The organism is Vibrio sp. Vb0598, assembly GCF_033338935.1.
Lineage (GTDB): Bacteria > Pseudomonadota > Gammaproteobacteria > Enterobacterales > Vibrionaceae > Vibrio > Vibrio alginolyticus.
In genome coordinates, this window is record NZ_JAWOTP010000034.1 from 1 (window position 1) to 26,215 (window position 26,215).

At 45.4% G+C, this 26,215-nt stretch carries 19 protein-coding genes and 5 tRNA genes; 12 read left to right on the forward strand and 12 right to left on the reverse strand.

All coding sequences use genetic code 11. The features are described 5' to 3' along the window. Window positions 1–162: 162 nt before the first annotated feature. Window positions 163–1,053 carry an HTH-type transcriptional activator IlvY gene (gene ilvY, locus R7Q38_RS21925; protein ID WP_005379097.1) on the reverse strand — a complete coding sequence of 297 codons (891 nt, stop codon included), beginning with the start codon at window positions 1,051–1,053 and terminating at the stop codon, window positions 163–165. A 143-nt stretch (window positions 1,054–1,196) separates the two neighbouring features. Between ilvY and ilvC the strand changes: the two genes are divergently transcribed. After that, window positions 1,197–2,681 carry a ketol-acid reductoisomerase gene (gene ilvC, locus R7Q38_RS21930; RefSeq protein ID WP_005379098.1) on the forward strand — a complete coding sequence of 495 codons (1,485 nt, stop codon included), beginning with the start codon at window positions 1,197–1,199 and terminating at the stop codon, window positions 2,679–2,681. A 266-nt stretch (window positions 2,682–2,947) separates the two neighbouring features. Here the strand turns inward: ilvC and ubiK are convergent, their stop codons facing one another. From ubiK to R7Q38_RS21950, 4 genes are all read right to left on the reverse strand, one after another. Then, entirely contained in the window at window positions 2,948–3,199 is a 252-nt protein-coding gene (gene ubiK, locus R7Q38_RS21935; RefSeq protein WP_005379099.1) for a ubiquinone biosynthesis accessory factor UbiK, read from the reverse strand. 131 nt (window positions 3,200–3,330) lie between these two features. Continuing rightward, window positions 3,331–6,453 carry a multidrug efflux RND transporter permease subunit VmeD gene (gene vmeD, locus R7Q38_RS21940; RefSeq protein WP_005379100.1) on the reverse strand — a complete coding sequence of 1,041 codons (3,123 nt, stop codon included), beginning with the start codon at window positions 6,451–6,453 and terminating at the stop codon, window positions 3,331–3,333. 12 nt (window positions 6,454–6,465) lie between these two features. Next, window positions 6,466–7,572 (reverse strand): multidrug efflux RND transporter periplasmic adaptor subunit VmeC, encoded by a 1,107-nt coding sequence (gene vmeC / locus R7Q38_RS21945; protein WP_005379101.1) that lies wholly within the window; start codon window positions 7,570–7,572, stop codon window positions 6,466–6,468. Window positions 7,573–7,590: 18 nt separating this feature from the next. Further along, complete coding sequence (locus R7Q38_RS21950) at window positions 7,591–8,172, reverse strand: TetR/AcrR family transcriptional regulator (RefSeq protein WP_005384254.1); 582 nt, start codon at window positions 8,170–8,172, stop codon at window positions 7,591–7,593. A 170-nt stretch (window positions 8,173–8,342) separates the two neighbouring features. On the opposite strand from R7Q38_RS21950, the gene rep reads away from it, so the two are divergent. Then, window positions 8,343–10,358, forward strand: coding sequence for a DNA helicase Rep (gene rep / locus R7Q38_RS21955; RefSeq protein ID WP_005379104.1), 2,016 nt, complete (start codon window positions 8,343–8,345; stop codon window positions 10,356–10,358). A 73-nt stretch (window positions 10,359–10,431) separates the two neighbouring features. Here rep and R7Q38_RS21960 read toward each other — a convergent pair whose 3' ends face one another. After that, on the reverse strand, window positions 10,432–10,845 hold the full coding sequence (locus R7Q38_RS21960) for a c-type cytochrome (RefSeq protein WP_005384252.1): 414 nt from the start codon (window positions 10,843–10,845) through the stop codon (window positions 10,432–10,434). 335 nt (window positions 10,846–11,180) lie between these two features. Here R7Q38_RS21960 and R7Q38_RS21965 point away from each other — a divergent pair. From R7Q38_RS21965 to R7Q38_RS21985, 5 genes are all read left to right on the forward strand, one after another. Then, window positions 11,181–11,257 (forward strand) — tRNA-Arg (locus R7Q38_RS21965). A 33-nt stretch (window positions 11,258–11,290) separates the two neighbouring features. Further along, window positions 11,291–11,366 (forward strand) — tRNA-His (locus R7Q38_RS21970). Between the two features lie 69 nt (window positions 11,367–11,435). Next, a tRNA-Pro gene (locus R7Q38_RS21975) sits at window positions 11,436–11,512 on the forward strand. Window positions 11,513–11,560: 48 nt separating this feature from the next. Then, window positions 11,561–11,636: transfer RNA gene (locus R7Q38_RS21980), tRNA-His, on the forward strand. A gap of 64 nt (window positions 11,637–11,700) precedes the next feature. Then, window positions 11,701–11,777: transfer RNA gene (locus R7Q38_RS21985), tRNA-Pro, on the forward strand. A 339-nt stretch (window positions 11,778–12,116) separates the two neighbouring features. On the opposite strand, the gene R7Q38_RS21990 is transcribed toward R7Q38_RS21985, so the two are convergent. After that, window positions 12,117–12,842: an HAD family hydrolase gene (locus R7Q38_RS21990; protein WP_239939236.1), complete on the reverse strand. Its 726-nt coding sequence runs from the start codon at window positions 12,840–12,842 to the stop codon at window positions 12,117–12,119. A gap of 661 nt (window positions 12,843–13,503) precedes the next feature. Here R7Q38_RS21990 and R7Q38_RS21995 point away from each other — a divergent pair. From R7Q38_RS21995 to R7Q38_RS22015, 5 genes are all read left to right on the forward strand, one after another. Beyond that, window positions 13,504–15,219, forward strand: a complete 1,716-nt coding sequence (locus R7Q38_RS21995) for a dipeptide ABC transporter ATP-binding protein (protein ID WP_005379108.1) — start codon at window positions 13,504–13,506, stop codon at window positions 15,217–15,219. A gap of 92 nt (window positions 15,220–15,311) precedes the next feature. Continuing rightward, entirely contained in the window at window positions 15,312–16,865 is a 1,554-nt protein-coding gene (locus R7Q38_RS22000) for an ABC transporter substrate-binding protein (protein ID WP_005379109.1), read from the forward strand. 147 nt (window positions 16,866–17,012) lie between these two features. Next, a complete protein-coding gene (locus R7Q38_RS22005; protein WP_005379110.1) occupies window positions 17,013–17,990 on the forward strand; it encodes an ABC transporter permease in 978 nt (325 codons plus the stop codon). Between the two features lie 2 nt (window positions 17,991–17,992). After that, a complete protein-coding gene (locus tag R7Q38_RS22010; protein WP_171343022.1) occupies window positions 17,993–18,943 on the forward strand; it encodes an ABC transporter permease in 951 nt (316 codons plus the stop codon). Window positions 18,944–19,100: 157 nt separating this feature from the next. Then, window positions 19,101–20,120: an SPOR domain-containing protein gene (locus tag R7Q38_RS22015; RefSeq protein WP_239939260.1), complete on the forward strand. Its 1,020-nt coding sequence runs from the start codon at window positions 19,101–19,103 to the stop codon at window positions 20,118–20,120. A gap of 75 nt (window positions 20,121–20,195) precedes the next feature. Here the strand turns inward: R7Q38_RS22015 and R7Q38_RS22020 are convergent, their stop codons facing one another. The 5 genes from R7Q38_RS22020 to R7Q38_RS22040 form a co-directional block, all read right to left on the reverse strand. Next, a complete protein-coding gene (locus R7Q38_RS22020; protein WP_012841245.1) occupies window positions 20,196–20,339 on the reverse strand; it encodes a hypothetical protein in 144 nt (47 codons plus the stop codon). After that, window positions 20,329–22,650: an acid phosphatase gene (locus R7Q38_RS22025; RefSeq protein WP_239939259.1), complete on the reverse strand. Its 2,322-nt coding sequence runs from the start codon at window positions 22,648–22,650 to the stop codon at window positions 20,329–20,331. The genes R7Q38_RS22020 and R7Q38_RS22025 overlap by 11 nt, the downstream gene beginning before the upstream one ends. 262 nt (window positions 22,651–22,912) lie before the next feature. Then, complete coding sequence (locus tag R7Q38_RS22030) at window positions 22,913–24,472, reverse strand: hypothetical protein (protein WP_239939166.1); 1,560 nt, start codon at window positions 24,470–24,472, stop codon at window positions 22,913–22,915. Window positions 24,473–24,474: 2 nt separating this feature from the next. After that, the gene (locus R7Q38_RS22035) at window positions 24,475–25,047 is read right to left on the reverse strand and encodes a sigma-70 family RNA polymerase sigma factor (protein WP_005379118.1); all 573 of its coding nucleotides are present in this window, start codon (window positions 25,045–25,047) and stop codon (window positions 24,475–24,477) included. Between the two features lie 2 nt (window positions 25,048–25,049). Next, on the reverse strand, window positions 25,050–26,215 hold a 1,166-nt coding region (locus R7Q38_RS22040), incomplete at its 5' end, for a chromosome partitioning protein ParA (protein WP_318114356.1).

A 26,215-nucleotide genomic window follows, 5' to 3' on the forward strand; every position in this document is an offset into this window, starting at 1 on the left:
TCAGAAGTGAAACGAAATAGCGCCGATGGTAGTGTGGGGCTTCCCCATGTGAGAGTAGGACATCGCCAGGCTTTAAATTTAAGAAGCCCGCTCGAAAGAGCGGGCTTTTTTGCATCTATAGAGTTTTAAAATTAGCTCACTTTATACCTAAAAAGTGTTCATCTAAGGTGCGATATACTTGCTCTCTGCAACCTTCCAAAAGGCTTTAACAAGCGGATTCTCCAGCTGAGTTTTGTTGCAGCAAACACCAAGTTTAAAAGGTTTAATTGGTAAGACTTTTAAACGATTTATCTTTTCTCTTACCGGACTGTTGTTGATTACAACATCAGGTGCGATACCTACTCCACACCCCAATGCAACCATACTTACGATGGCTTCATGTCCGGAGGTTTGTGCGTAGATCTTTGGCTTTATTTTCATTTGTTTGAGCCAAGTATTGGCCCTGTCCCTTGCCGTTCCTGCTTCTGGGAGTATGAATGGAATGACCGACCAGTCTGGTTTTTCTTTTTGTAGCTCTTCAGCAAACGCACTAACCCCAACAGGTACGATGACAGAAAGTGGGATTTCACTGATCGTTTCAAATGCGATTTTATTTGGCATCTGTTCTGACTTGGCTGATATGGCAATATCGGCTTCATCTGCTAGTATTTTGTCGATCGCTTGAGCTGGATCGCCGGTTGATAGTTTGAACTCAATGAAAGGGTTCTGAATACGAAAGTCAGAGATTAGCTCCGGAAGATGGCTGTAGCTTGCAGTAACAGAACAAAAGAGACGGATTTCTCCTTTCAATTCATCCTCGGTTCCCTTCAGGTGACTCTGATACTGCTGCCATTCGCCAAGAATCTTTAAGGCAACTGGGACTAGCTTTTTACCTTGGATAGTTAAATCAACGCTACGGTTGTCGCGTAAAAACAATTGTTGGCTGGTTTCCTCCTCTAATTTTTGTATCTGTCGGCTTAAGGCTGAAGGGCTAATATGCATTGCCGCTGCGGTCTTGGCGAAACTTTTACTCTCACAGAGATGAATGAAAAGTTGCAGGCTTTTGATATTCATTAAATTTTCATTTCCATGTTGCATAAATTGCAATAACTAATTGTGAATATATCACTTTAAGCAATCTCATGTCTGTTTTAGTATGAAGTTATTCGGTAAGGCAATTACTGACCTCAATGGAAGAATCTCAAAGGAGCACCCAGATGGCTAATTATTTCAATACCCTAAACTTGCGCGAGCAGTTGGACCAATTAGGTCGTTGTCGTTTTATGGACCGCAGTGAGTTCGCTTCAGAAGCGGATTATCTGAAAGGTAAGAAAGTAGTCATTGTAGGTTGTGGTGCTCAAGGTCTTAACCAAGGTCTGAACATGCGCGACTCTGGTCTAGACGTTGCTTATGCGCTTCGCCAAGCCGCGATTGATGAGCAACGCCAGTCATTCAAAAACGCAAAAGACAACGGTTTTGAGGTAGGTAGCTACGAAACGCTAATTCCACAAGCTGATCTAGTAGTAAACCTTACTCCAGATAAGCAGCACACAAACGTTGTTGAGACGGTAATGCCGTTAATGAAAGAAGGCGCAGCACTAGGTTACTCTCACGGTTTCAACGTTGTTGAAGAAGGCATGCAAATCCGTAAAGACCTAACGGTAGTAATGGTTGCACCTAAATGTCCAGGTACGGAAGTTCGTGAAGAATACAAGCGCGGTTTCGGTGTACCGACTCTTATCGCTGTTCACCCAGAGAACGACCCAAAAGGTGAAGGTTGGGATATCGCGAAAGCTTGGGCTGCAGCAACAGGTGGTCACCGTGCAGGCTGTCTAGAGTCTTCTTTTGTTGCTGAGGTGAAATCTGACCTAATGGGTGAGCAAACTATCCTTTGTGGCATGCTACAGGCTGGCTCTATCGTATGTTACGAGAAGATGATTGCTGATGGTATCGATCCTGGCTACGCTGGTAAGCTTCTTCAATACGGTTGGGAAACCATCACTGAAGCACTGAAGTTTGGTGGTATCACTCACATGATGGATCGCCTAACTAACCCTGCAAAAGTGAAAGCATTTGAGCTTTCTGAAGAGCTAAAAGAACTGATGCGTCCGCTATACAACAAGCACATGGATGACATCATCACCGGTCACTTCTCTAGCACTATGATGGCTGACTGGGCAAACGACGATGCAAATCTACTAGGCTGGCGTGCAGAAACAGGTGAAACTGCTTTCGAAAACTACCCAGAAACTGACGTAGAAATCTCTGAGCAAGAGTACTTCGATAACGGTATCTTGATGGTTGCTATGGTTCGTGCGGGTGTTGAGCTAGCATTCGAAGCGATGACGGCATCTGGCATCATTGATGAGTCTGCTTACTACGAGTCTCTACACGAGCTGCCACTTATCGCAAACACTATCGCACGTAAGCGTTTATACGAGATGAACGTGGTTATCTCAGACACTGCGGAATACGGTAACTACCTGTTCGCTAACGTAGCAACGCCGCTTCTACGTGAGAAGTTTATGCCAGCCGTAAATACTGACGTAATTGGTAAAGGTTTAGGTGAAACGTCTAACCAAGTGGATAACGCGACTCTTATCGCTGTGAATGAAACAATCCGTAACCACCCTGTAGAGTACATCGGTGAAGAGCTACGTGGTTACATGACTGATATGAAGCGTATCGCGGTGGGCGGCTAAATGACTCCATTTCGGTGTCGAAGGTGCTCGTTTACTATCGTAAAGTCCGCGCCTTCTCCTAGAAATGAAACCTTAATACAGCGTAATTTACTTAGTCTCAAGTAACGCAGTAGATAAACTCCAGGCAGACTGGAGTGATAAATACAAAATAAAACACAACATCTAATCAAAAGGCTTGGTCGCCGTTGACCAAGCCTTTTTGTTTTTAGCCGATTTATCTGCGCGCCGATAAGAAAAACGCTCCTTTGTGAGGAGCGCTTTGATACTTATTTTTCAGCAAGCTTTTCTTCAAGTTGCGCCAACTTCTGTTCCATTTCTGTTAGCTTTTGACGTGTACGTAGTAAAACTTGAGTTTGAACATCAAACTCTTCGCGACTTACAACATCTAGCTTGTTTAGCTGGCCTTGGATTACTTGACGAACTTTCTGATCGACATCAGAGCCCAATTCTTTTACAGGTTGAGGCATTGAGTCGTGAATCTGTTTAGCAATTTGCTCTAATTTCTTTGGGTCAAACATAGTGGCTAAAACTCCTTTTGATTTGTCCTCATTTTAAGTAAATGATACGTGAAAGTCGCCACTTAGATGGCAAAAAAGAGAGCGGCAATAAAAAAGGCCACCGAAGTGACCTTTTTGAATGCCTTAATAGCTTATCTGTTATCCGCTAATTCACGATGAGCTGCTTTCGCTTCGTCAACTCGCGCTAACTTCTCCAAGTCTTTGTCTTCAACAAATACTGGCAGAGGTTTGTGTTTTTCAGCTAGGTAGCTGTAAATCACAGGTAGTACGAATAGTGTGAACAGTGTACCGATTGCAAGGCCTGCAACGATGACGATACCGATACTGAAACGTTGCGCGGCACCTGCACCTGTTGCGTACATCAGCGGGATCAGACCTGCGATCATCGCTGCAGTGGTCATTAGGATAGGGCGAAGACGCACTTTCGCAGCTTCCATCACCGCATCAATACGAGACAGTTTATTATGTAACTGCTCTTCTTTGGCGACTTCACAGATCAAGATACCGTGCTTGGTTATTAGGCCGACCAGCGTGATCAAACCAACCTGCGAGTAGATGTTCATCGAGGCTGTACCCCAGGCCAATGCGATCAAGGCACCACAGATTGCCAGAGGTACAGATACCATGATGACAATAGGGTCGCGGAGTGATTCAAATTGAATCGCCAGAACGAGGAAGATGATCGCAAGTGCAAGACCGAAGGTTGCATACAAGGCACTACCTTCCGTTACAAACTGACGAGATTCGCCCATGTAATCGTGGTTATAGCCTGCAGGCAGCTTGGTTTGTGCAATATTCTCAAACCAGTCGATTGCGTCACCCATAGCAACACTAGGCGATGGTACTGCACCCACAGTCGCTGAGTTTAGCTGGTTGAAGTGTGGCAAAGAGCGAGGCTCAGCCACCACATCGATAGTAATCAGACTGCCTAATGGAACCGCTTTACCATCTACAGAGCGTACATAGTAGTTCTTCATCGATTCTGGGTTTAGACGCCATTTACGCTCAACTTGAGGAATCACCTCATACGAGCGACCATTCAGGTCGATTCGGTTTACATAACCATCTGCCATCATGGTGCTGAGAGTGATGCCAATGTCTTGCATCGTCACACCGTAGGCACCCGCTTTGTCTTTATCGATCTTGATCTTCATCGTTGCTGAATCGTAGTTCAAATCAAGGTCGGAATAGACAAACATTGGGCTACTTGCAACATCGGTTAGAATATCGCTAGCGATAGTAAACAAGCTCTCGAAGCTATTTGGTGTTGTAATTACAAACTGAACAGGTAGACCTGAGCCTGCACCTGGAAGCTCTGGCATTTGGAATGCAGTGACAGACATACCAGGCACACTTGATACTAGGCCACCCACACGTTTCGTGATTTCAGATTGGCTTGCCTCTCGTTCACTCCAAGGCTTCAATGTTGCTAGGCCAAACGCTTGGTTTGAGTTTGGTACACCATTAAAGACCTGTGCGTATTCCACCTCCGGTTGATCTGAGAGTATTTGGTTTACGTCATCCATGGTATTTTGGATATAGTCCAAGTTCGCGTTTGATGGGGCGGTACCCATCAGCATGACCACACCTTTATCTTCAGATGGTGCTAGTTCGCTAGGAATAAACTTGAACAAGACCGGTAAGCTTGCAAATACAATGATTGCAAACGCAATAACAACCGGACGATGAGCCATTACCGCTTTCAACATGCCTTCGTAACGAGTGGTCATGCCATCAAGGATATGGTGAACTTTTTGCTCAAACTTGCTTGGCTTCTCGTTCGCCTTCAGCATCTTCGAACACATCATTGGTGATAGTGTCAAAGCGATGATGCCGGATACGAATACTGAACCTGCCAGTGTCAAAGCGAACTCTTTGAACAATGAACCGGTGATACCACCCATCAATGCGATCGGTGCGTACACTGCACCTAGCGTCAATGTCATCGCGATAACTGGAACCGCAATTTCACGCGTACCAATGATTGCAGCTCGGAATGGTGATTCCCCTTCTTTGATGTGACGGTCAACGTTTTCTAGTACAACGATCGCGTCATCCACCACCAGACCGATGGCAAGCACCATCGCCAGTAGCGTCATCAAGTTCCAAGAGAAACCCATTGCCTGCATCACCATTGCCACACCAATCAATGAAAGTGGAATGGTCACGATAGGAATGATTACCGCGCGGAATGAACCTAGGAACAGTGTGATAACCACAAGTACGATGACCGCTGCTTCAAGAATCGTTTTGACTACTTCGTGAATCGATTCGTTGATGGCGATAGTTGAGTCGTACATTACGTTCATTTTGATGTTACTTGGTAGGTTGCGCTCAAGCTGAGGCAACAGTTCAAGTACGTCTGCTGCAATGTTGATTGGGTTAGCACTTGGCGCTGCGTTGATCGCCGCAACCACAGCTTCTTGACCGTTTGCACTTGCGCGATAAACGTCGTGACTCTTCTCTAGCGTTACTTTAGCGATATCACCTAGGCGGATGACATCCCCTTCACCAGTTTTCACGACCAATGCTTCAAGTTCAGCAACGTTTGATACCTGAGTATCTGCGCTACCGTTATAAAGCACGAACTCACCCGTCGCTTGACCGGTTGCAGATTGATAGTTGTTGGCGTTAAGAACGCTCATCACATCGGTTGCGGTCAACTTCAAAGCGCCCATTTTGGCAGGATCTAGCCATACGCGCAGTGCGTACTTCATACCACCATACAGGTCAACTTTGGACACACCGTTTACGGTGAACAACTGCGGGTTGATTACACGCTCAAGGTAGTCAGTGATCTGGCTTGAAGATAACTCGTCACTCGTAAAGCCGATGTACAGTACCGCCGTTGTCGAACCTGTCGACATGGTTACGGTTGGGTCTTCGGCTTCTTTTGGTAGCTGTGAACGTACCGAGTTGGTTTTCGCCAGAATGTCAGACAACGCCGCATTTGGATCAGTATTCAACTTCATGTTTACAGTAATGGTCGATTTACCCAGTACCGATTGCGAAGTCATGTAATCAATATTATCGGCTTGCGCTACCGCTTGCTCCAATGGCTGAGTAATAAAGCCTTGGATCAAGTTGGCACTTGCACCGTAGTAACTGGTGGTCACGGTGACCACCGTATTCGTCATTTCAGGGTATTCACGAACCTGCATTTTGAACACCGCTTGCAAACCAAGCAATGCAATCAAAAAGCTGATCGATACCGCTAAAACTGGACGTTTTATAAAAACATCTGTAAAGCGCATGATGCCTCCAACTTAAAGCATTGGTGTTTCAGCAGGTGGGGTAGTTGCATCGCTTTCGACAATGCTTACTTTCGCATGGTTACTCAAACGGACTTGACCCGATGTCACCACTACATCACCTGGCTTCACGCCTTCTAGAATGTGTGCGATATCTTTAGAGCGTTCGCCAACTTTTACCACATGCTGCTTAACGCGTTTTTCGCCATCTTCTTCTGTTACGATGTAAACATTGTCGCCATACAGCGTAAATGTGATCGCGGTTTGAGGTAGCGTGACCTGATTTTCTAATTTAGGCAGAATGATGTTTGCACGCGCGAACATACCACTACGTAGTTTGCCGTCACTGTTAGGGATATCCGCTTGAACTTGAATCAAACCACTTTGTACGTTTACAGCTGGTTCAATCGCAGAAATAGACCCTTTGAAAGGTTGGTCTGGATAAGCGTCAACAAAGATATCCACTTCTTGATCGATATTGATACGTGAAATATCGGTTTGTGGCACGGTGAAGCGCAAGCGCATCACGCTGGTATCTTCAAGGCGAACAATATCGGTGCCCGCCTGTAGGTACTGACCGAGGTACACGTTACGAATACCTACCACACCATCAAATGGCGCTTTGATTTCGCGTCGGTCGATGGTTGCTTTCAGGCTTTCAATATCCGCTTTTAAGGAGAAGTAGTTTGCTTCTGCTTCGTCATACGCTTCTTTAGAAATAGAGCCTTTTTTGAATAGGCCTTGGTAGCGTTTGTATTTCGCTTCTGCCGCTGGCAACTTAGCTTGCGAGCTCTTCAAATTTGCTTTTTCGACTTCAGAATCAAGCAACACTAATGGCTGACCCGATTTAACTTGAGTACCGGAATCAAACGCGATTTTATCGATAACACCGCTCGTTTCGTTCGCTACCGTCACGCCTTGGTTTGGCTCGATAAAACCAATTGCCTCGATGACTGGTACCCAATCCACCGCTTGCACTTCTGTCACGGTTACTGGGAACTCAGGTTCAGGACGGTTTGCCATGTATTCAGCGATCTTTTGTTGCTTAAATAAATTGAAACCTATCACGCTGCCGAACAAGAGAACGGCGATAAGTAACATAAAGAAAGTCCACTTTTTCATTCTATTAAGAACTCCAAGTTAGTGTTTAATAATTGCATCCCAACTGGCTTCAATAGCGGCCTCTAATGCCGTCTTATCCAGTTGATAAAATCCCAAAGCGTGTTTCCGAGCAAGTGCAACACTTGCCTCAAAACTTAATCCAGAAAGTACTTCGTTATCGAGAAGCTTGAATACTCCCTCGTCTTTACCCTGATTAAAAAGAAGATCTACTTGGGCAAACATTTGTCTCTCAAGTTCCCGAGCTTTGCTACTATTTGAACAGGGTAAAGACTCATATTGGACTCGGTTGCTGATCGCACTTAAGTTCGAGCTCGCTAAATTCCAAATATTGAGCCACATGGTTCGATAACGCTGTTTTAAAGGCATCTCTTCACTAACACCTAGTTGCACCGCAGTAGCAACACGCTTAGCAACGTTAAGGCGTAGTTCCTCTAAAAGATGTTCTTTATCTGAGAAATAACGGTAAATCGTCCCTGCTGCGACACCTGCCTCATTGGCGAGCTTTTGCATGGAAAGCCCTTGAAAACCAGATTCAGCAATGAGTTGTTCAGCAGCGACTAAGATTTGTTCTCGTTTATCTACAGCAGGGTTATCCTTCATAATGTCACCCTTTAGTGAATGAACGTTCATTCATTATAGCTTAAATACCCGCCATTTATGCAACAGAATATTGCACTTAATTGGTGTGAAAATTACAAGAAATCAGCATAGCTTTCACGAGGCCACCCCTTTATCATAGGCGCCACATTCATCACCCGCAGAGAATTTCTATGAAGCTGAACCCTAGTCAAGATGAAGCCGTGAAATACGTGTCTGGTCCATGCCTAGTGCTAGCTGGTGCTGGCTCGGGCAAAACTCGTGTTATTACCAATAAAATCGCTTATCTGGTTCAGCAATGTGGTTACAAAGCGCGTAACATTGCGGCGGTGACGTTTACCAACAAAGCGGCACGTGAAATGAAGGAGCGTGTAGGTCAAACGTTAGGGAAAGGTGAGTCTAAAGGTTTGATGGTATCAACATTCCACACTTTAGGATTGAACATCATCAAGCGTGAGTACAAGCATTTAGGGTTGAAAGCGGGCTTCTCACTGTTTGATGACCAAGACCAGCTAGCTCTGCTCAAAGAGCTTACTGAAAAGCAGCTTGATGGTGATAAAGATCTGCTACGTCAGCTTCTGAGTTGTATTTCCAACTGGAAAAACGACATGTTGACGCCAGAGCAAGCCAAAGCGCGTGCGCAAGGTGAACAGCAACAATTGTTTGCGTTCTGTTTTGATATGTACCAAAAGCAAATGAAAGCCTATAACGCGCTCGATTTTGATGACCTAATTTTGATGCCCGTTTTACTCTTACGTAATCATGAAGACGTTCGTCAGCGTTGGCAGAATCGTATCCGTTACCTACTGGTTGACGAGTATCAAGATACCAACACGAGTCAGTATGAGCTGGTCAAATTAATTGTCGGAGAACGTGGACGATTGACGGTTGTAGGGGATGACGATCAGTCTATTTATTCATGGCGTGGTGCGAAACCTCAGAACCTCGTGTTGCTAGGTGAAGATTATCCGAATTTGCGTTTGATTAAGCTAGAGCAAAACTACCGTTCAACGAGTCGAATCCTGCGTGCGGCCAACATTTTGATAGCTAACAACCCTCACGTCTATGAGAAGTCCTTGTTCTCTGAAATTCCTGACGGTGAAAAACTCAAAGTGTTGTTGGCTAAAAATGAAGAGCACGAAGCAGAGCGCGTAACGGGTGAACTAATTGCACATAAGTTCCTAAACCGTACCGAATATAAAGATTATGCGATTCTATACCGTGGTAACCACCAATCACGTTTGATTGAAAAGTCTCTGATGCAAAACCGTGTACCGTATAAAATTTCTGGTGGCACCTCGTTTTTTGCGCGCGCAGAGATTAAAGACATCATGGCGTATTTGCGCGTTTTGGTTAATCCGGATGACGACAATGCATTTTTGCGCATTGTGAATACTCCACGACGTGAAATTGGCCCAGTAACGTTAGAGAAGTTAGGCAGTTATGCCAATATGCGAGGGAAGAGCCTGTTTGAATCGAGCTTTGAAATGGGGCTCGAACAGCACCTAACGGGACGTGGCCTAGAAAACCTGCGTCGTTTCACCCAATGGCTAGTGGCGATTGCTGATCAAGCTGAGCGTGGTGATACCGTCGAAGCGGTTCGTTCGCTAGTTCGTGATATCCATTATGAAGATTGGCTATACGAAACTTCAGCAAGTCCGAAAGCCGCTGAAATGAGAATGAAGAACGTTTCTGACCTTTATTCCTGGATAGTGGCGGACCTAGAGGGTGACAACTACGATCAAGAAGAGAAAACGTTAAAAGAAGTCGTTCAACGTTTGACCTTGCGTGACATGATGGAGCGCGGTGAAGAAGATGAAGACAGTGATGCAGTACAACTGATGACCTTGCACGCATCAAAAGGCCTTGAGTTCCCATATGTATACTTAATTGGGTCCGAAGAAGGTATTTTACCGCACCAAACCAGTATTGATGAAGATAACGTGGAAGAAGAGCGTCGCCTGATGTACGTTGGTATTACTCGAGCGCAACGTGAACTGACTTTCACTATGTGCAAAGAGCGTCGGCAGTTCGGCGAGTTGATCAAACCGACTCAAAGCCGCTTTTTGGATGAGTTGCCATTTGATGACGTTGAATGGGAAGTAAACAAAAAGCCAGTATCAGCAGAAGAGCGTATGGCGAAAGGTCAAGCACACATTGCCAATATTCGAGCAATGTTTAAGAAGTAAAGTAACCTTGTTCTCACTGACTAAAAACAAAAAGGCTTGCCAACTGGCAAGCCTTTTTCGTTGATGTCTTTACTTATAGACCTTCAATCATGTGGTCAATTGCTGCGATGATTTCATCGTCAGAACAGTCCATACAGGTTCCTTTGGCTGGCATCGCATTGAAGCCTTCTAATGCGTGCTTCACTAACGTATCTTTGCCTTGTGCAATACGCGGTGCCCAATCATCGGCATTACCTGTTTTAGGTGCGCCGTTTACACCAGATGCGTGACAAGCAATACAAAAAGTACCATAAACTGTGGCGCCATCACGTGGACCGGTTGGTTCTTCTTTCACTGGCTCAGAACCCGCTAGATAAACATCACCGACAGGTTGGATGCGTTCTGCGATCGCATCGTATTCAGTTTGGCTGATGTCAGAAGCTAAAGCTGCCGTAGAAAACGTTAAGGCAGCGAACAAAACGCTAATCATTTGTCGAGACATATCCATTAAACCCACTTCACATTCCCGAGGTAAGTGACTTACCTATTTATATAGTTAGAGTATTAATGCCGAGCAGAGAAATCATTAAATTCCACTGAATGGCATAGAATGATTAGACAACTTGGTTGCAGCTGTTAAATCAATGTAAATAATGGGTGATTATATCCCGATAACTTGTTGCAATAAACAACAAGTTATCCATGACAGGGCGTGAATCACATCAAAAATCCACTTTAACGGAAGATAACTGTCGAAAAAGAGACCAAACGATAAAAAAAGTAAAAAAAGTACTAGACGGCATAGTGTGATATCCGTATTATTCCACTCCGCCGATAGGGCATGCGCCCGTAGCTCAGTTGGATAGAGCGTTGGCCTCCGGAGCCAAAGGTCGAAGGTTCGAATCCTTTCGGGCGTACCATTGCCTCGGAGGATACATCGGTAAAAATCAGTGGTGGCTATAGCTCAGTTGGTAGAGCCCCGGATTGTGATTCCGGTTGTCGCGAGTTCAAGTCTCGTTAGCCACCCCATTCTTTCTTTTTTAGATTGAATGCGGTAGCATTGCTCCCAATCTTGATTCAATCAAGATAAAACATCGTCGGTGAATAGCGCAGCTTGGTAGCGCATCTGGTTTGGGACCAGAGGGTCGGGGGTTCGAATCCCTCTTCACCGACCACTATTTAGTTTATGGCTCGAATAGAGCGGTAAACAGCAAAAATTGATGGTGGCTATAGCTCAGTTGGTAGAGCCCTGGATTGTGATTCCGGTGGTCGCGAGTTCGAATCTCGTTAGCCACCCCATTAATTAAGGTGACTTCTTAGTTGAAGTGTCCTGTCTGATTTGAGAAAATCAGCAAATACAGTTCGGTGAATAGCGCAGCTTGGTAGCGCATCTGGTTTGGGACCAGAGGGTCGGGGGTTCGAATCCCTCTTCACCGACCACTATTAGAAAGCCTGCTTTTTAGCAGGCTTTCGTCGTTTTAGAGTTTATGATCTCGCTTGGACTGTATTAGTCGGTAATGTATCAATGGATTTGAACCCAAGTGGGGTTCGCCTGAAGTTAGAATTCGGCTCTTCACCGACCGCTATTTAGAGCCTCAGTCGAAAGACTGGGGCTTTTTTGCATCTCTCCTGAAAAGAATCGGCATTCCATTTCAATTTTTCCCAAAAGTGTACAGCTCTAGGGGCTTTTGACCATCTATGATCCAAATGCTTTTCGAGCTGACAAAATAAACCCCAGAGCAGTGTCTGGGGTTTTTGTAGTTTTCTAATCCGCTGTTTTTATTGGGCGAGTGTTTTAAGGATTTCTTTCAGTTCTACCGTTTCTTGGATTTCAAAACTTGGCGTTATATCCGTTGAGTTACTTGCGCCTGTCGCATTCACCCACACACTCAAAATACCCATATTGTTAGCGCCAGCAATGTCAGCAGGTAAAGAGTCGCCCACGTGTAGAGCCTCTTCTGGTTTTACTTCGACCAAGTCGAGCGCTTTTTGGAAAATACTTGTAGCAGGTTTCTCTTCTGGCTCTTCTCCTCCCACAATAATATGGTCCACCCAGTTGCTCATTTGTGTCGCGTTTAATTTAGGGTGTTGAGAAAAAATCGGGCCGTTAGTGATCACGACGAGTTTGTAATGTTGACGAAGGTCGCTGAGCATTTCTTTTACACCAGGGAAGAAAGTGAACGCGCCCATACGTGCAGAGTCAAAGTAGTCTTGAGCTTGTTGAGCCTCTTTTGCAGTGATGCTGACGCCTTGCTCCGCCAAGATGTTTTGGATCAGGCCACAACGGAAGGCATTTTCATCGGGTAGCAGAGCCACAAGGTGAGGGAACTCAGCATTCAGCTTTTTGTATACACCCTGTAAGTAGTGCTGCAAAAACGCTTTTGGATCAGTCACTTGTGGGTAGGTTTTATGAATCCAAGTTGTAAACGCTTGTCCTGCAACTTTATCGGCTTGTGACGTTGCACATAAAGTCTCGTCCATATCAAAAAAAATCGCTTTAAGCACAGGAGCTCCTTTTATTTACGGCTTGGCTTTGACACTGTTCATCTATTATCCCACTCTCAATTGTGTCGTAAAGGGTTAAAATAGGCGAGTTTTCTTATGACGTACGAATGAGGATAGCGGTACTTTCCTTTGCTTAGTCAATAAACCGCTTAAGTGGCGCATAATCTGCGTTGGAGCAGGATTTGTGTGGTTTTGCTGTTTTGTTCACGTTTTGACCGATCCTTTCTCTTCCTAAGTTTGGCTTTTTGTATTTGCCGACTATTTTATTAATAGTTTTTTATGTTGAAAAAACACTTTTTGCATATGATATTGTTTGTTAAATGTTAATAAATTCACATGAATAATATGGTTAATGATCTTGTTTAGCTCATGTTTACTTTTAGAGCATTTTTCTAGTTTTATTGGTGCATGACGCACAAAAATAGTGTGATATGAAAATGGTTAAATACTTGTTAATGCATTTTTATTCGCTAATTGTGCGTTTATTTAATGTTTTTTCGGCGGAATATACTTTAATTGTTGCTTTTTTGTGTGATTTTTGCCAAATTATTTCCGCATTAAGATTTCAGAGTATTATTCTGAATTTGAACGGATTCATTCAGGTGATGAATGGTGCCTTTGGCGCGATTCGATACCACAGACAAGGCAGTAGAGGTCTGAAATGTCACTATTAGAAGTGAAAAACCTTCGTATTGAATACCCATCCCGACACGGCGTTCACGCTGCCGTGAAGTCACTTTCTTTTCATATTGAACGTGGTGAAATCGTGGGTGTTGTTGGCGAATCAGGTGCGGGTAAATCCACCGTTGGTAACGCTGTTATCGATTTGCTTAGTCCCCCAGGTCGCGTTGCTAGCGGTGATGTATTCCTGGATGGAGAAAAAATTTCTGGCCTATCACCAGAAGCGATGCGTAAGGTTCGCGGCTCGAAAATAGGTTTTATTTTCCAAGATCCGATGACCTCGCTCAATCCACTTTTTACTGTTGAGCAACAGCTGAAAGAGACGATCCACGCCAACATGAAGGTCTCTGATGAAGAGGCGTATCAGCGCGCGCTTTCTCTTATGCAGCAGGTTGGTATTCCTCAACCAGAAAACCGCTTAAAACAGTACCCGCACCAATTCTCTGGTGGTATGCGTCAGCGTGTTGTCATTGCCATTGCTTTGGCTGGTGAGCCTGATCTCATCATTGCGGACGAACCAACTACGGCGTTAGACGTTTCTATCCAAGACCAAATCCTCAACTTGATCCGCGAGCTGTGTATCAAGAACAATGTCGGCTGTATGTTGGTTACTCACGATATGGGTGTCGTCTCCAACGTCACCGATCGCGTGGCGGTAATGTATCGTGGTGACTTGGTGGAGTTTGGACCAACAGCCAAAGTATTAGGCGATCCTGATCACTCTTATACTCGCAGTCTAATTTCAGCGGTACCACGTTCAGACAGAAAGCTAGATCGTTTCCCGTTAGTAAGCTATATCGAAGAAGCGGCGGAAATGGAGCCACTCGATATCAAGAACCACTGGTTAGGACAAAGCCAAGATGAGCGTGAGTACACTGGCCCGCTTTTGGACGTGAAGAACGTCAATCTTCGCTTTGTGACCAAAGACTCTTTGTTCGAGAGCCGCCGAGAATACGTGCAAGCATCTAATAATGTGAGCTTTGAAGTGCACGAAGGCGAAACCTTTGGTTTGGTGGGCGAGTCTGGTTCAGGTAAATCGACCATTGCACGTGTGATTGCTGGTTTATACCAACCTAACTCTGGTCAGGTGAAATTCGAGGGCATTGACCTGACCGCTTTAACCTCTGAGAAAGAGCGCCGCCCGATGCGTCGTCAAATGCAGATGGTGTTCCAAAACCCATATACTTCAATGAACCCTCGTATGAAGGTATTCGATATTATTGCTGAGCCAATCCGTTTCCATAAATTGACGAAAAACGAGTCGGAAACTCGCCAAATCGTGAATGACCTATTGGATCATGTTGGTTTGGGTCGAATGGCTGGGCTTAAGTACCCTCATGAATTCTCCGGTGGTCAGCGTCAGCGTATTTCTATTGCGCGTGCGTTGGCGACTCGTCCTCGACTTTTGATTTGTGATGAACCGACCTCAGCACTGGACGTATCGGTACAGGCACAAATTCTAAACTTGCTGAAAGATCTGCAAAGTGAGCTGAACTTGACTATGTTGTTTATCAGCCACGATTTACCTGTTATTCGTCAGATGTGTGACCGAGTAGGTGTGATGCAAATGGGTACACTTTTAGAAGTGGCACCAACAGAACAGTTATTCACGGCACCTCAACACGAATACAGCAAAAAATTGATTTCTCTGATGCCGGAGTTTACTGGCTTGCGAGAAGAGATCGAAACGGCATAAACCAAGCAATTCGCTTGGCTAACCTTTAGTCATAACAAAGACGCAAACACAACAACAAGGGATCCGTATCCCCGCATGAAGGAGTTATGCAAATGAAAACCATGAAAAGCAAATTAGCAGTGGCGCTAATGGCTGCGGGCCTAAGCTTTAACGCAATGGCAGCAGATATCAAAGTTGGCTATGCAGCTGACCCAGTATCGCTTGACCCACATGAGCAGCTATCAGGTGGCACACTGCAAATGTCACACATGGTATTTGATCCGTTGGTTCGCTTTACTCAAAAAATGGATTTCGAGCCTCGCCTAGCAGAAAGCTGGGAACGTATTAACGATACGACTGTTCGTTTCAAACTGCGTGAAGGTGTGAAATTCCATTCTGGCAATACTCTAACGGCTGACGACGTCGTGTGGACGTTCCAGCGTTTACAAAGCTCTCCTGACTTTAAAAACATCTTCGACCCGTACGAAAAAATCGTCAAAGTTGACGACAACACGTTCGATCTTGTAACTAAAGGTCCTTACCCACTAGTGTTGCAAACCGCAACGTACATTTTCCCTATGGACAGCAAGTTCTACACGGGTAAAACCGCAGACGGCAAAGACAAGTCTGAACTAGTGAAGCACGGTAACTCATTCGCATCGACTAACGTTTCTGGCACGGGTCCGTTCATCGTGACATCACGTGAGCAGGGCGTAAAAGTGGAATTTGAACGCTTTAAAGATTACTGGGACAAAGAGTCGAAAGGTAACGTTGATAAGCTAACACTTGTTCCAATCAAAGAAGACGCGACTCGTGTAGCAGCGCTGCTTTCTGGCGGTGTTGACATGATTCACCCTGTAGCGCCAAACGACCACAAACGCGTTGAAGATGCTGACGGCATCGACCTAGTTACGCTACCTGGTACTCGTATCATCACGTTCCAACTAAACCAAAACAGCAACGAAGCATTGAAAGACGTTCGCGTTCGCCAAGCGATTGTTCACGCAATCAATAACGAAGGTATCGTGAAGAAAATCATGAAAGGCTTCGCAACGGCCGCTGGTCAGCAAAGCCCGGCAGGTTACGTGGGTCACGATGACAAACTGGTTCCTCGCTACGATCTGAAGAAAGCGAAAGAGCTGATGAAAGAAGCGGGTTACGAAAATGGCCTGACGCTAACGATGATCGCACCAAACAACCGTTACGTGAATGATGCGAAAGTAGCACAAGCGGCGGCGGCAATGTTGTCTAAGATCGGTATCAAGGTTGATCTGAAGACCATGCCAAAAGCGCAGTACTGGCCTGAGTTCGACAAGTGTGCGGCAGACATGCTGATGATCGGTTGGCACTCAGATACAGAAGACTCAGCGAACTTCAACGAGTTCCTAACGATGACTCGTAACGAAGAAACCGGTCGTGGTCAGTACAACTGTGGTTACTACTCAAACCCAGAAATGGACAAAGTGGTTGAAGCTGCGAACGTAGAGACGGATCCTGCGAAACGTGCAGAAATGCTGAAGGGCGTAGAAGCGACACTATACAACGACGCAGCATTCGTACCGCTACACTGGCAAAGTGAAGCATGGGGCGCGAAGTCTAACGTGAAAGCGGCAGATATCGTTAACCCAATGGTAATGCCTTACTTCGGTGACCTAGTGGTTGAATAATCACGGTTAGTCGACTTTGAGGAGGGATGGATTTCCCTCCTCAACTTAAAGCACTCGACTCAGTTTTGTTTCAGTCGGATTGAGTTGGTTATTTAGACTGAATTTTCTCTCTAATTTAGAGATCTATGGATAGTTAAGGGGCAAGGAATGTTTTCGTTTCTGGTCAAGCGCCTGTTTCAGGCACTGATAGTGATGTTTGTGATCAGTTTGGTGGCGTTTGCCATTCAGGACAACCTGGGTGATCCGCTGCGTGAGCTTGTAGGTCAGTCGGTTTCGGAATCGGAGCGTCAAGCGCTACGCGACGACTTGGGCCTGAACGATCCCTTTATCACAAAGTACACGCGCTTTGTGGGTAATGCACTGCAAGGTGATTTGGGTACCTCATATTTTTTCAAGCGACCTGCGGTTGAGGTGATTCTCGACAAGCTGGTAGCTACATTAGAGCTCGTGTTTGGCGCGACGCTTATCATCATTGTTTTCTCTATTCCGCTTGGGGTGTACTCTGCGATTCATCCTAAGAGTGTTTTTACCAAATTTGTGATGGCGATGAGCAGTGTCGGTATCTCGATTCCGGTGTTCTTAACCGCAATCATGCTGATGTATGTCTTTTCAATAGAACTCGGTTGGTTGCCTTCCTATGGGCGAGGTGAAACCGCTAACGTACTCGGTTGGGAATCTGGCTTCTTTACCATTGATGGTATCAAGCACCTCATCCTACCTTGTATTGCGCTAGCGTCTATCATGCTGCCGTTGTTCATCCGTTTGGTACGTTCAGAAATGCTGGAAGTACTGAGTTCGGAATACATTAAGTTCGCCAAAGCAAAAGGTTTGAACTTACAAAAGATTTATTACCAACATGCACTTAAGAACACCATGCTACCAGTATTGACGGTAGGTGGCGTGCAGATTGGTACCATGGTGGCCTACACCATTCTTACTGAAACCGTGTTCCAATGGCCGGGCACTGGCTTCCTTTTCCTAGAGGCAATCAACCGTGTAGATACACCGCTGATCACTGCCTACGTTATCTTTGTTGGTCTGATCTTCGTGGTAACCAATACCATCGTTGACTTGCTGTATGGCATCATCAACCCAACTGTGAACCTAACTGGAAAAGGAGCTTAATCATGAGCCAATCAAATTTAACACCAGCTCCTGCTCCATCAACGTGGCAGCGCTTCAAAGAGTCAGATTTTCTGTATTACTTCAAACGCGACAAAGTGGCGATGGCGAGTTTTACCGTCTTTATGATGTTCTTAGTATTGGCATTGGCTGCACCGATTCTTGCGCCAACAGACCCGTACGATCTGACGTCTATCGACATCATGGATTCTGAGTTGCCGCCTTCGTGGATGGAAGATGGCGATGAGCGCTTTGTGTTGGGTACTGACGAGCAAGGTCGCGATATTTTATCGACCATTCTTTACGGCTCTCGTCTGTCTTTAACCATCGGCTTCCTGGCGGTTGGCCTTCAGTTGGTACTGGGTATCATCATTGGTTTGTCGGCGGGTTATTTCGGCGGCCGTATCGATAGCTTCTTGATGCGTTTTGCAGACGTACAGTTGTCGTTCTCGACCATGATGGTCGCGATCATCGTGTCAGCTATCTTCAAAGCCAGCTTTGGCAGTGATTTTTACAGCCAATATGCGGTGGTCATGCTGGTGGTGATCATCGGTGTGGCAGAATGGCCGCAATACGCACGGACTATTCGTGCCTCGGTATTGGCAGAGAAGAAGAAAGAATACGTCGAAGCGGCGCGTGTGATGGGCTTTAAAGCTCCGCGAATCATGTTCCGTCACATTCTGCCAAACTGTCTATCGCCAATCTTGGTTATCTCGACGGTACAGGTAGCGAACGCGATCATGTCGGAAGCGGCACTGTCATTCCTAGGTTTGGGTCTTCCTGTTGATCAGCCGTCACTAGGTGCGCTGATCAGCATCGGCTTTAACTACATCTTCTCAGGTGCGTGGTGGATTACTGCCTTCCCAGGCATCGTGTTGGTTACACTGGTTCTGGTTATCAACTTATTGGGTGACTGGTTACGAGATGTATTCAACCCGAAACTGTACAAAGGTTAAGAATTTTCCCGCCAAGCGTTGTAAATTCGCTTAATTCCTTCCTAAACTGAGAGCCGGCTGCAAATTCCGGCTCTTTTTTTGCTAGTTATTCTTTGTTCACATTTTTTTGGCGCTTTGCCGCCATAATGACCTTACCCACTAATTTAGAGTGAAGTGTATGGAAATGAAGAAGGCACAACACCCATCTCGTATCTTCCAAGCAAGCCTAGCTTTCGGCTTGTTGCTGGTATGCGCCCAGTTTTCTAGCCCAGTATCGGCGGAGGAGTTCCTTTGCCAAGCCACTCAAGCCAGCGAGAAAGAATTACCGATGCTTGAGAAAACGTGCCCAATTGGTAACGGAGTATGGGGAAAGAAAGTGCCGCAGGGGGGCAACTACCTTTACTGGATTCAATGCGGATTGCTACCCAAGCCTATGTCCCTCGCGAAAGCTAAGCCTCTCTATAGTAAAATCACGACCGACGTATGGATGAAGCCTGAATCCAGAGGCTATCGCTGTTTGATTGGACCTTACAAGGCATTGTCTGATGCGAGGGATGACTTACGAGGAGTCAAAACCTTGTCGAATTACAAAGAGGCGTTCATCCGAGTAGTTGGGAAAGGGACGAAGCAACCAGTAACACCACCTACACCTAAATCTACTGTATCTTCGAAATCAGCCGCATCTTCGGTTAAGCCAACACCGATGGTGACCCCGAAACCCGCACCAGTTCCTGCAGTGCGATCTGATACCGACGCCTTTAAAGCGCGGGCAGAGAAGCCAGATACCAAGGCAAAAAGTTCACGTGATAGCTCTTCGTCTACGCCTGTTGCTAAGACCAAAGCGAAGCCAATTGTCACTGGAAATGATGACATTGAAGTTCGGTTGAGAACTTCAGTACAGGGCAAAACGTACGTGGTCCCATATTTACTCGATCACCATAATCAGTTTTACATGGAACATGGTAAGCCGTGGAACCGCCTCAACTACGAAAACTCGCACAAAGTATGTCAGCAACTGGGTATGAACTTAGCTAACCCTGCAGAGTTTAAAGCGCTGAGGGCGTCTGGGGTGATGGAAAAAAATCAATGGCCACTGCAACTGCCGTATTGGGGCAAAGATAAGAAAGGTTTGTTCGCCGATCGTGAGCCCAATCAGCTCACCGGGACCTCATTATTGAACGTGGTGTGCGTGAAATAACGACTCAGATATTGTGGTCAAAATATAGAAGAAAGCCCCGAGTTCGGGGCTTTTTTGCGGTCTCAAATATTATCGCTATTTGAGTGGCGTTTCTTTGTGACAGTTAGAGCAGATATACACTTCTTTGATGCCGACCAATCGTTCCCAAAGTGTTCTGCGTCTTCTACGCAAATGCACGCTATCACAGCAAGGGTTAACGATGGTTGCTTTAGTCATCATCACCAGGCTCCAAAATCGGTAGTGAACTCGCGATGCTTGTCATGGCTTCTTTGCTGTTAGAGTACAGACCATATTCCGGTGCGGATTCATGACCGTTTTGTTCTTTACTCCAACGAATACCAATATAAAAGTCACCAAAATCGCGGTTGATGTAACGATGACGAGTTTTGTAATCTGACTCTGAGCCTGTTTCTTCTAGAATCAGCAGTTCACGGTCTTTATCATTCTGGATTTCCCAATTACCTGGAGTTTGGAATCCTGTTGGCATGAACGAAGTGTAGTTGTAAGTATCAGTGTCGTATTCGTACGCACCTGACGAGTATTTCAGGACTGTGTCGTCGCCTGTGCCATTACTTTCTACCATCAAGTCATGCTCTACCGTGCCGTGTTTGATGTGTTCTGCAACCGAAAGTGATTCTGCAAATGGGGTATTGCTTGAGTCCATCCAGAACAGCTCATCATCTGATATTTTAACGATCATTTGAGTGCCGTTATGCTCGGTTTTGTGCTGGTACAACATTTCATACTCGTCGCCGTAGCTGTTGTATAGCTTACCGTCTTTCAGCTCAACGTCGTTACAGTCTTTATTGTTGTATTCCGTGTAACCAGTTTGTTGGTCCAGATCGGCAAGAATGGCGTAAGCATCGTGTTCCCATGTGTCTTTTAGGAAGTCACTGATGTTCGCTTTGTACTCTTGATTCATCTCATCGTGGTTTGAACCCCAGCAGAATAGTAGGCCTTCAGAATCTTGCATCAACATGGCGTAGCCAATTTCACCATCTTTCTGTGCAAAGCTACCCATTTTCCATTCTTGACCGTTGAAGTGCTCGTGAGTGAAGCCCAAAGTCGGTACTACTGGTGGTGGCGTGACGCCTTCGATAACCGTTGGCATGCTGAGCGCAATTTGTACCGCGGTATGGCCATCTGTTGCGCTAATCGCAAGTACTGCTCCAGCTTCACCTGCTTTTGTTGGTGTGCCTTTAATGGTGATAATTGCATTACCATCCTCAGATACTGTTAGACCTTCAATGTCTACATAGTCCGCTGAGTAGTCGGTAATTTGACCGTCTTTATCTTGGAACAAACCAGAAATATCGAGTGTTTGTTCAAACACTTCACCTTGTTGTAGGTACCAACCATCAACGATGGACTGCAGACGCGCTTGTTCTGTTTCTACAACCATTGGTGGTAAGTTTGCCGATTCGATTTCGAACTGAAATACGGTGCTTACTGTACCCAAAACCTTACCTGACGAATCAATGTCTTGCGCCGTTAGAACAATCTCAAAATCACCAGCTTTCTCTACGATTGCAGTTGGATGTAGAACAATCAGGTTGCCAGTTTGCACAACTTCAATGCCTGTGCCTGCAAAGTTGTGCGTCAGTTTGGTTGTCACAAGGTTTTGGTCTTTGTCTGCAAATAGACCTTCAATGTCTAGCTCTAAGCCATCAAAGTCCACGCCTTGTACGATTTTTGGTAGTTTTTCTAGCTTATCTTTAGCTGCCTTTTCGACGATTTTGTTTACGGTTAGCTTGTTATTAACTGCCGTTTCAGGTGCTAAGGTGTCGCTGTCTGGGGTCGCGTCAGTGATGATTGGACGTAGATTTGGGTCATTGATGTTTTCGCCAGATGCAACAAGACGTTCCACTTCTTGGTTTGCCGCTTGAGCAAACTCCGTGGCTTTTTTCTCGTAATTCGTTGGGTTTTGTGCTTTCGAGTCGGTCAGAATCTGAGCGGTTTTATGTAGTTCGGCGTTTTTTGTCGCACCTTCAACAAAATCACTGTACAGATCAATTGGTGCTTCTTCTGAGCCTCCTAGCGCTTGGTTTACTTTCGCTTTCGCGTCTTCTTCACTAATGGCTGGATCTTTTGCCATTTCAATCGCCACAAGATCCGTGATAGGTGAAATCACGTTTGATGATGTTGGTGCACGGAATACGATTTCGTGCGCCATAGCTTGGCCTGGATGATCCATATCTACCGTGTATTTGCCAGCGTACTCTTTCGCATCCAAGGCGATGAGCTGTTTCTGCTTTGAACCGTTTGGTGTGATGGTCTGTAGCGCTAGAGTGCTTTCTGGTTTTGCATCCAATTTCAGTTGACCTTTCTCATCGGTCAGACCAAGGAATGTTTCTTGAGTGTCCCATTGGCCGTTGTTGTTCGTATCTTCAAAAACAACGGCATGCTTGAAGTAGCCGTCAAAACCTGTGATCACAACGCCGTCGTTAGCACTGTTTGAACCACCATCTGAACCGCCACAGCCTGTAAGAGCGATAGCCACTGACGCTGCTAGTAAACTCACCTTATTCATTATTTATTTGTCCTTGTTTCGTTTCCGAATGAGAAAGTCGCTTTTTTTATTATTTTTTTCTTTATATCTCACTAGTGAGATATAAGAGAGTTGTGTCTTTTTAATGACTATTGAGCTTAGGTTCAAGACACGAAAATCCGCACAAAACCCGTAAAATTTATTTCTATTTTTTGTCTATGATGGAAAATTTATAATTTGATCACGGTTCCAGTTTTATTTTGGGAATGATTGTTTTGTTAAAATAACCACCGGTAAAAAAGGTTTATTGGGTGTCGCTAAGGACAGGGGCGTGATAAATCATGTTGATCTTAAATTCCTCAACGCGATCAGCAAATTGAGGGTGAGGTTTAAGCACATAACTGTAGACTTCGCCTGGAATGAATATGTCGTAATCTGTGTATTCAAGGTTGTAAAACATAAATGTTCGTTGCCAGTAATTATCTGGCCATTCAGCACAATGTATTGGATTTACGCCGTCAAAATCCATTGAGCTAGAGATAATATCGGCAAACTCGCCTCGCCCCGCTACGATAGAGCTGTACCAGTAAAATAAATAATCATGACAAAATAGGTCATGTTGATTTGATTTCATATTGAGATCAGAGTCCAGCTTGTGCACTGGTTCGTTACCCTGAACACTTCTATCAAATATGTAGTTGCTAGCAGTCCCGTTTATGTAACCCCCTCCTGAAATGGGAAAGAGGTAGTCAAACAACGTTCCTTGATATTCGTACTCACCAGTGTGGACATTGATGCGTTTTTCCATCGATTGCTTGTTTTTTTGCATGGTGTAGCTTTCGAATTGTTTACCATCAAACACGGTGGTGAAGTAGTTCCGAGTATCTTCATGAACCTGAGATGGGTATTCTTTTTTGATGGTCCAAATTTGGCGTACACCTTGGACATAAACGATCAACGAGTCATCACTGATTTTGTACTTGCCCACTTTTTTCAAGTCTCCCTTTTCAGGACACTGGCGTTTGTTGTGTGAGGCGGCATAACTTACTTCGCCCTCCTCAAACTGAAAGGCCTCGCAATACACCACTTCATACGCGTACGCGATACCGGCAAGATTTTGTGTCGTCTCTAGGCGATAAACTACATCGCCAACTAACGGGTGTTCTGTGTCATTTTGATCGGGTGTGATAACGGGTAACTCAAAGCGCGTTGTGACCCATGCATGATCGCTATTACCGTGATAATCATCGCGCGCTGCTACCGCCAAATATGTGGTGGTTTTTATTTCCTCAGGCGCTCCTTGCACCATCATTTGTCCTTGGTTGAGGACTCTTAACCCATTGGCGTTTTCAAGCCAAATCTGAGTGGTGAGGAGATCGCCATCTGGGTCTTCAAAAAGCTGGTTAAGGTTGAGCGAATAACTCACCGGAGAGTTTTGTTTCAGCTCCCAAGCATAAATAATGGTTTGTAGCTGCTGTTCCACAGTGAGGTTGATGATGGGTTTATTATTCTCTGATGGGTTCTCTTGTGGTCGGCTGTTCTTATCACCCAATGCTGACTCGTAAAACGTGTTGTCTTCTGTGGTATGAAATGGATTCGTAACAGGGCCTGGTTGTCCTAAAAGGGCGGAGTTAAATGCGTCATCTCCCGTTTTTTTAGGAGTGCGATCCAACGCAGAACCTGTCAACGCTTGCTTTACTTCAACTAAAGATGTGCGCTCATATTGACGATGTGCTTGCTGGGTTGACTTGTCGGCGTTGTCTGACAAGTCTTCCACAGATGCCAAATTGTGTTCGTTTGAAATGAAGTAAATACCAAACAAACCGACGCATACTGCGCCGATTATCCAAAGCTTTTTGTTCATGATTACGTGTGCGCCATTCGTGATTGCAGCCAACTGCGAGAGAATTTGAGGTCTTTCTCTATCAGGCTTGCGCTGCACTCGAGTAGCTCACTGATTTCTTGGTTTTTCATGCCCATTAAATACTTGAGTTTGAGTGCGCTCGATTGGCGTGGATAGCGGCTACTGAAACTATCCAGAGCTTTATCCATGATAATCAATTGCTCGAAACGATCTTCTTCATCTCTCATCAATGTAATGTGTTGACGCTTTTGTGCTTGGTGCGAGCGTGCGTTGTCGATCAAGATTTGACGCATCACTTTGGCGGCCATCAAAAAGAAATCGCGCTTTGTTTCAATTTCACTCATGTCGCAGTTGGACATCTTCAGGTAAGCATCATGAATTAATGCTGTGGTGCTGTTGACGCTATCGGCCAATACTTTGTTGTCGGTGCCGTACTTTTCTGCATTTCGTTCACGCTCGTGTTGGGCGATCTTACGCAACTGTAAATAAGCAAACTGATAGAGCTCGCTCTCAGCTCGTTTATCACCAGATTGCCATTGTTGAATGATTTGTGTCAGTGCTACTGCTGTTGCCATGGTTATACATCCTCGCTCACTTTGACAAATTCAGAAATGGTGTGGGTTTCAATGCGATCGGAACCGTCTTGGTTGCGCAGAACATTTTGTTGATAGCGATATAAAATGCCTTGCTCCCAAGTTGCACCAGCTGGCAAGTATTCCCAGGTGGTGTAATTGATTTCGGATGGGGTTGTTGACCAACGTACCATGACGTTCATTTGCGCGAGTTCGGCTTTGGGGGCGCTATTGTTGACCCACCACATGTCGGCAAATTCGCGGGTAACATCTTGGGTGTACAGGCTTGTATCGGTTGGGCAGGTGTCCGTATTTTTCGGCAGTCGCATGACTTGTTGATGGCGCATCAATAGGCACGATTGTGTCATGGACTGTTGGTGGTATTCGGTTTGTTGCCACACGCCGAGGTAGTCAATGTCGTGTTCGCTAGTATTGGGATACGTAAACCAGAGCATTTCTGTGCGGTTATTGTGTTGGATGTTTTTTTTACGCCCGAGACCTTGTACTTTTTCCATCAATAACTCGGTGCTCGGATCAAAATTGAGGGCAACGGAGCGGTACTTCCAGTCGCCTTCATCATCGAAGTCTTCGAGAGAGAAGCCATTCAAGTCGTTGCGGGTGCACCCTGTGATTGAACAACCAACGATATTAAACCAATCCGCAAACTTGCTTATCGGTTCGACGACATCTTCCGTGATAGGGCGCTTCATCGAGAGGAAGCAGCCTTGAAAATGATCGCCAATGCTTGGGTGTTCAATCAATGAGTCTTTGGTGATAGTGAATCGAGTTTCACCAATAGGAGGACGATATTTGGGATGATGCTGATAGCGTAGATCGTAAGCACAAGCGCGGCCTTGCCAATCCTTCTTTTTGATGACGATGTTTTTGAACGTCATGTCGCGAGGTTCAAAAATGATCTCATCAGAGGAAAAGTTTTTTTCAATGTACTGCTGGCTTTCGTTTAGGTGCTCAATCGCCTCATTGACAGATACCCAATCGAGATTGAGGTAGCGTTTAGCGTCATCCAGGTAATTGAGATCAAGGCCTTTGAGCTGGCTTTGAAAGTGAGGATCAGAAAGCACACGGTTTGCTAGGACAATTTCCTCACGATTCTCAGGCGTGCTGTCGAGAGAAAGCAGCAGACGCGTCATATTGATGCTGCGGCTAGGTT

Bases quoted from the DNA above. Each gene is read 5' to 3' on its own strand.
- ilvC (WP_005379098.1), top strand. From the start codon at position 1,197: ATGGCTAATTATTTCAATACCCTAAACTTGCGCGAGCAGTTGGACCAA.
- R7Q38_RS22000 (WP_005379109.1), top strand. From the start codon at position 15,312: ATGAAAACCATGAAAAGCAAATTAGCAGTGGCGCTAATGGCTGCGGGC.
- R7Q38_RS22035 (WP_005379118.1), bottom strand. From the start codon at position 25,047: ATGGCAACAGCAGTAGCACTGACACAAATCATTCAACAATGGCAATCT.
- R7Q38_RS21960 (WP_005384252.1), bottom strand. From the start codon at position 10,845: ATGGATATGTCTCGACAAATGATTAGCGTTTTGTTCGCTGCCTTAACG.
- R7Q38_RS22025 (WP_239939259.1), bottom strand. From the start codon at position 22,650: ATGAATAAGGTGAGTTTACTAGCAGCGTCAGTGGCTATCGCTCTTACA.
- ubiK (WP_005379099.1), bottom strand. From the start codon at position 3,199: ATGTTTGACCCAAAGAAATTAGAGCAAATTGCTAAACAGATTCACGAC.
- vmeC (WP_005379101.1), bottom strand. From the start codon at position 7,572: ATGAAAAAGTGGACTTTCTTTATGTTACTTATCGCCGTTCTCTTGTTC.
- R7Q38_RS22015 (WP_239939260.1), top strand. From the start codon at position 19,101: ATGGAAATGAAGAAGGCACAACACCCATCTCGTATCTTCCAAGCAAGC.
- vmeD (WP_005379100.1), bottom strand. From the start codon at position 6,453: ATGCGCTTTACAGATGTTTTTATAAAACGTCCAGTTTTAGCGGTATCG.
- ilvY (WP_005379097.1), bottom strand. From the start codon at position 1,053: ATGAATATCAAAAGCCTGCAACTTTTCATTCATCTCTGTGAGAGTAAA.
- rep (WP_005379104.1), top strand. From the start codon at position 8,343: ATGAAGCTGAACCCTAGTCAAGATGAAGCCGTGAAATACGTGTCTGGT.
- R7Q38_RS22005 (WP_005379110.1), top strand. From the start codon at position 17,013: ATGTTTTCGTTTCTGGTCAAGCGCCTGTTTCAGGCACTGATAGTGATG.
- R7Q38_RS21950 (WP_005384254.1), bottom strand. From the start codon at position 8,172: ATGAAGGATAACCCTGCTGTAGATAAACGAGAACAAATCTTAGTCGCT.
- R7Q38_RS22010 (WP_171343022.1), top strand. From the start codon at position 17,993: ATGAGCCAATCAAATTTAACACCAGCTCCTGCTCCATCAACGTGGCAG.
- R7Q38_RS22030 (WP_239939166.1), bottom strand. From the start codon at position 24,472: ATGAACAAAAAGCTTTGGATAATCGGCGCAGTATGCGTCGGTTTGTTT.
- R7Q38_RS21995 (WP_005379108.1), top strand. From the start codon at position 13,504: ATGTCACTATTAGAAGTGAAAAACCTTCGTATTGAATACCCATCCCGA.
- R7Q38_RS22020 (WP_012841245.1), bottom strand. From the start codon at position 20,339: ATGATGACTAAAGCAACCATCGTTAACCCTTGCTGTGATAGCGTGCAT.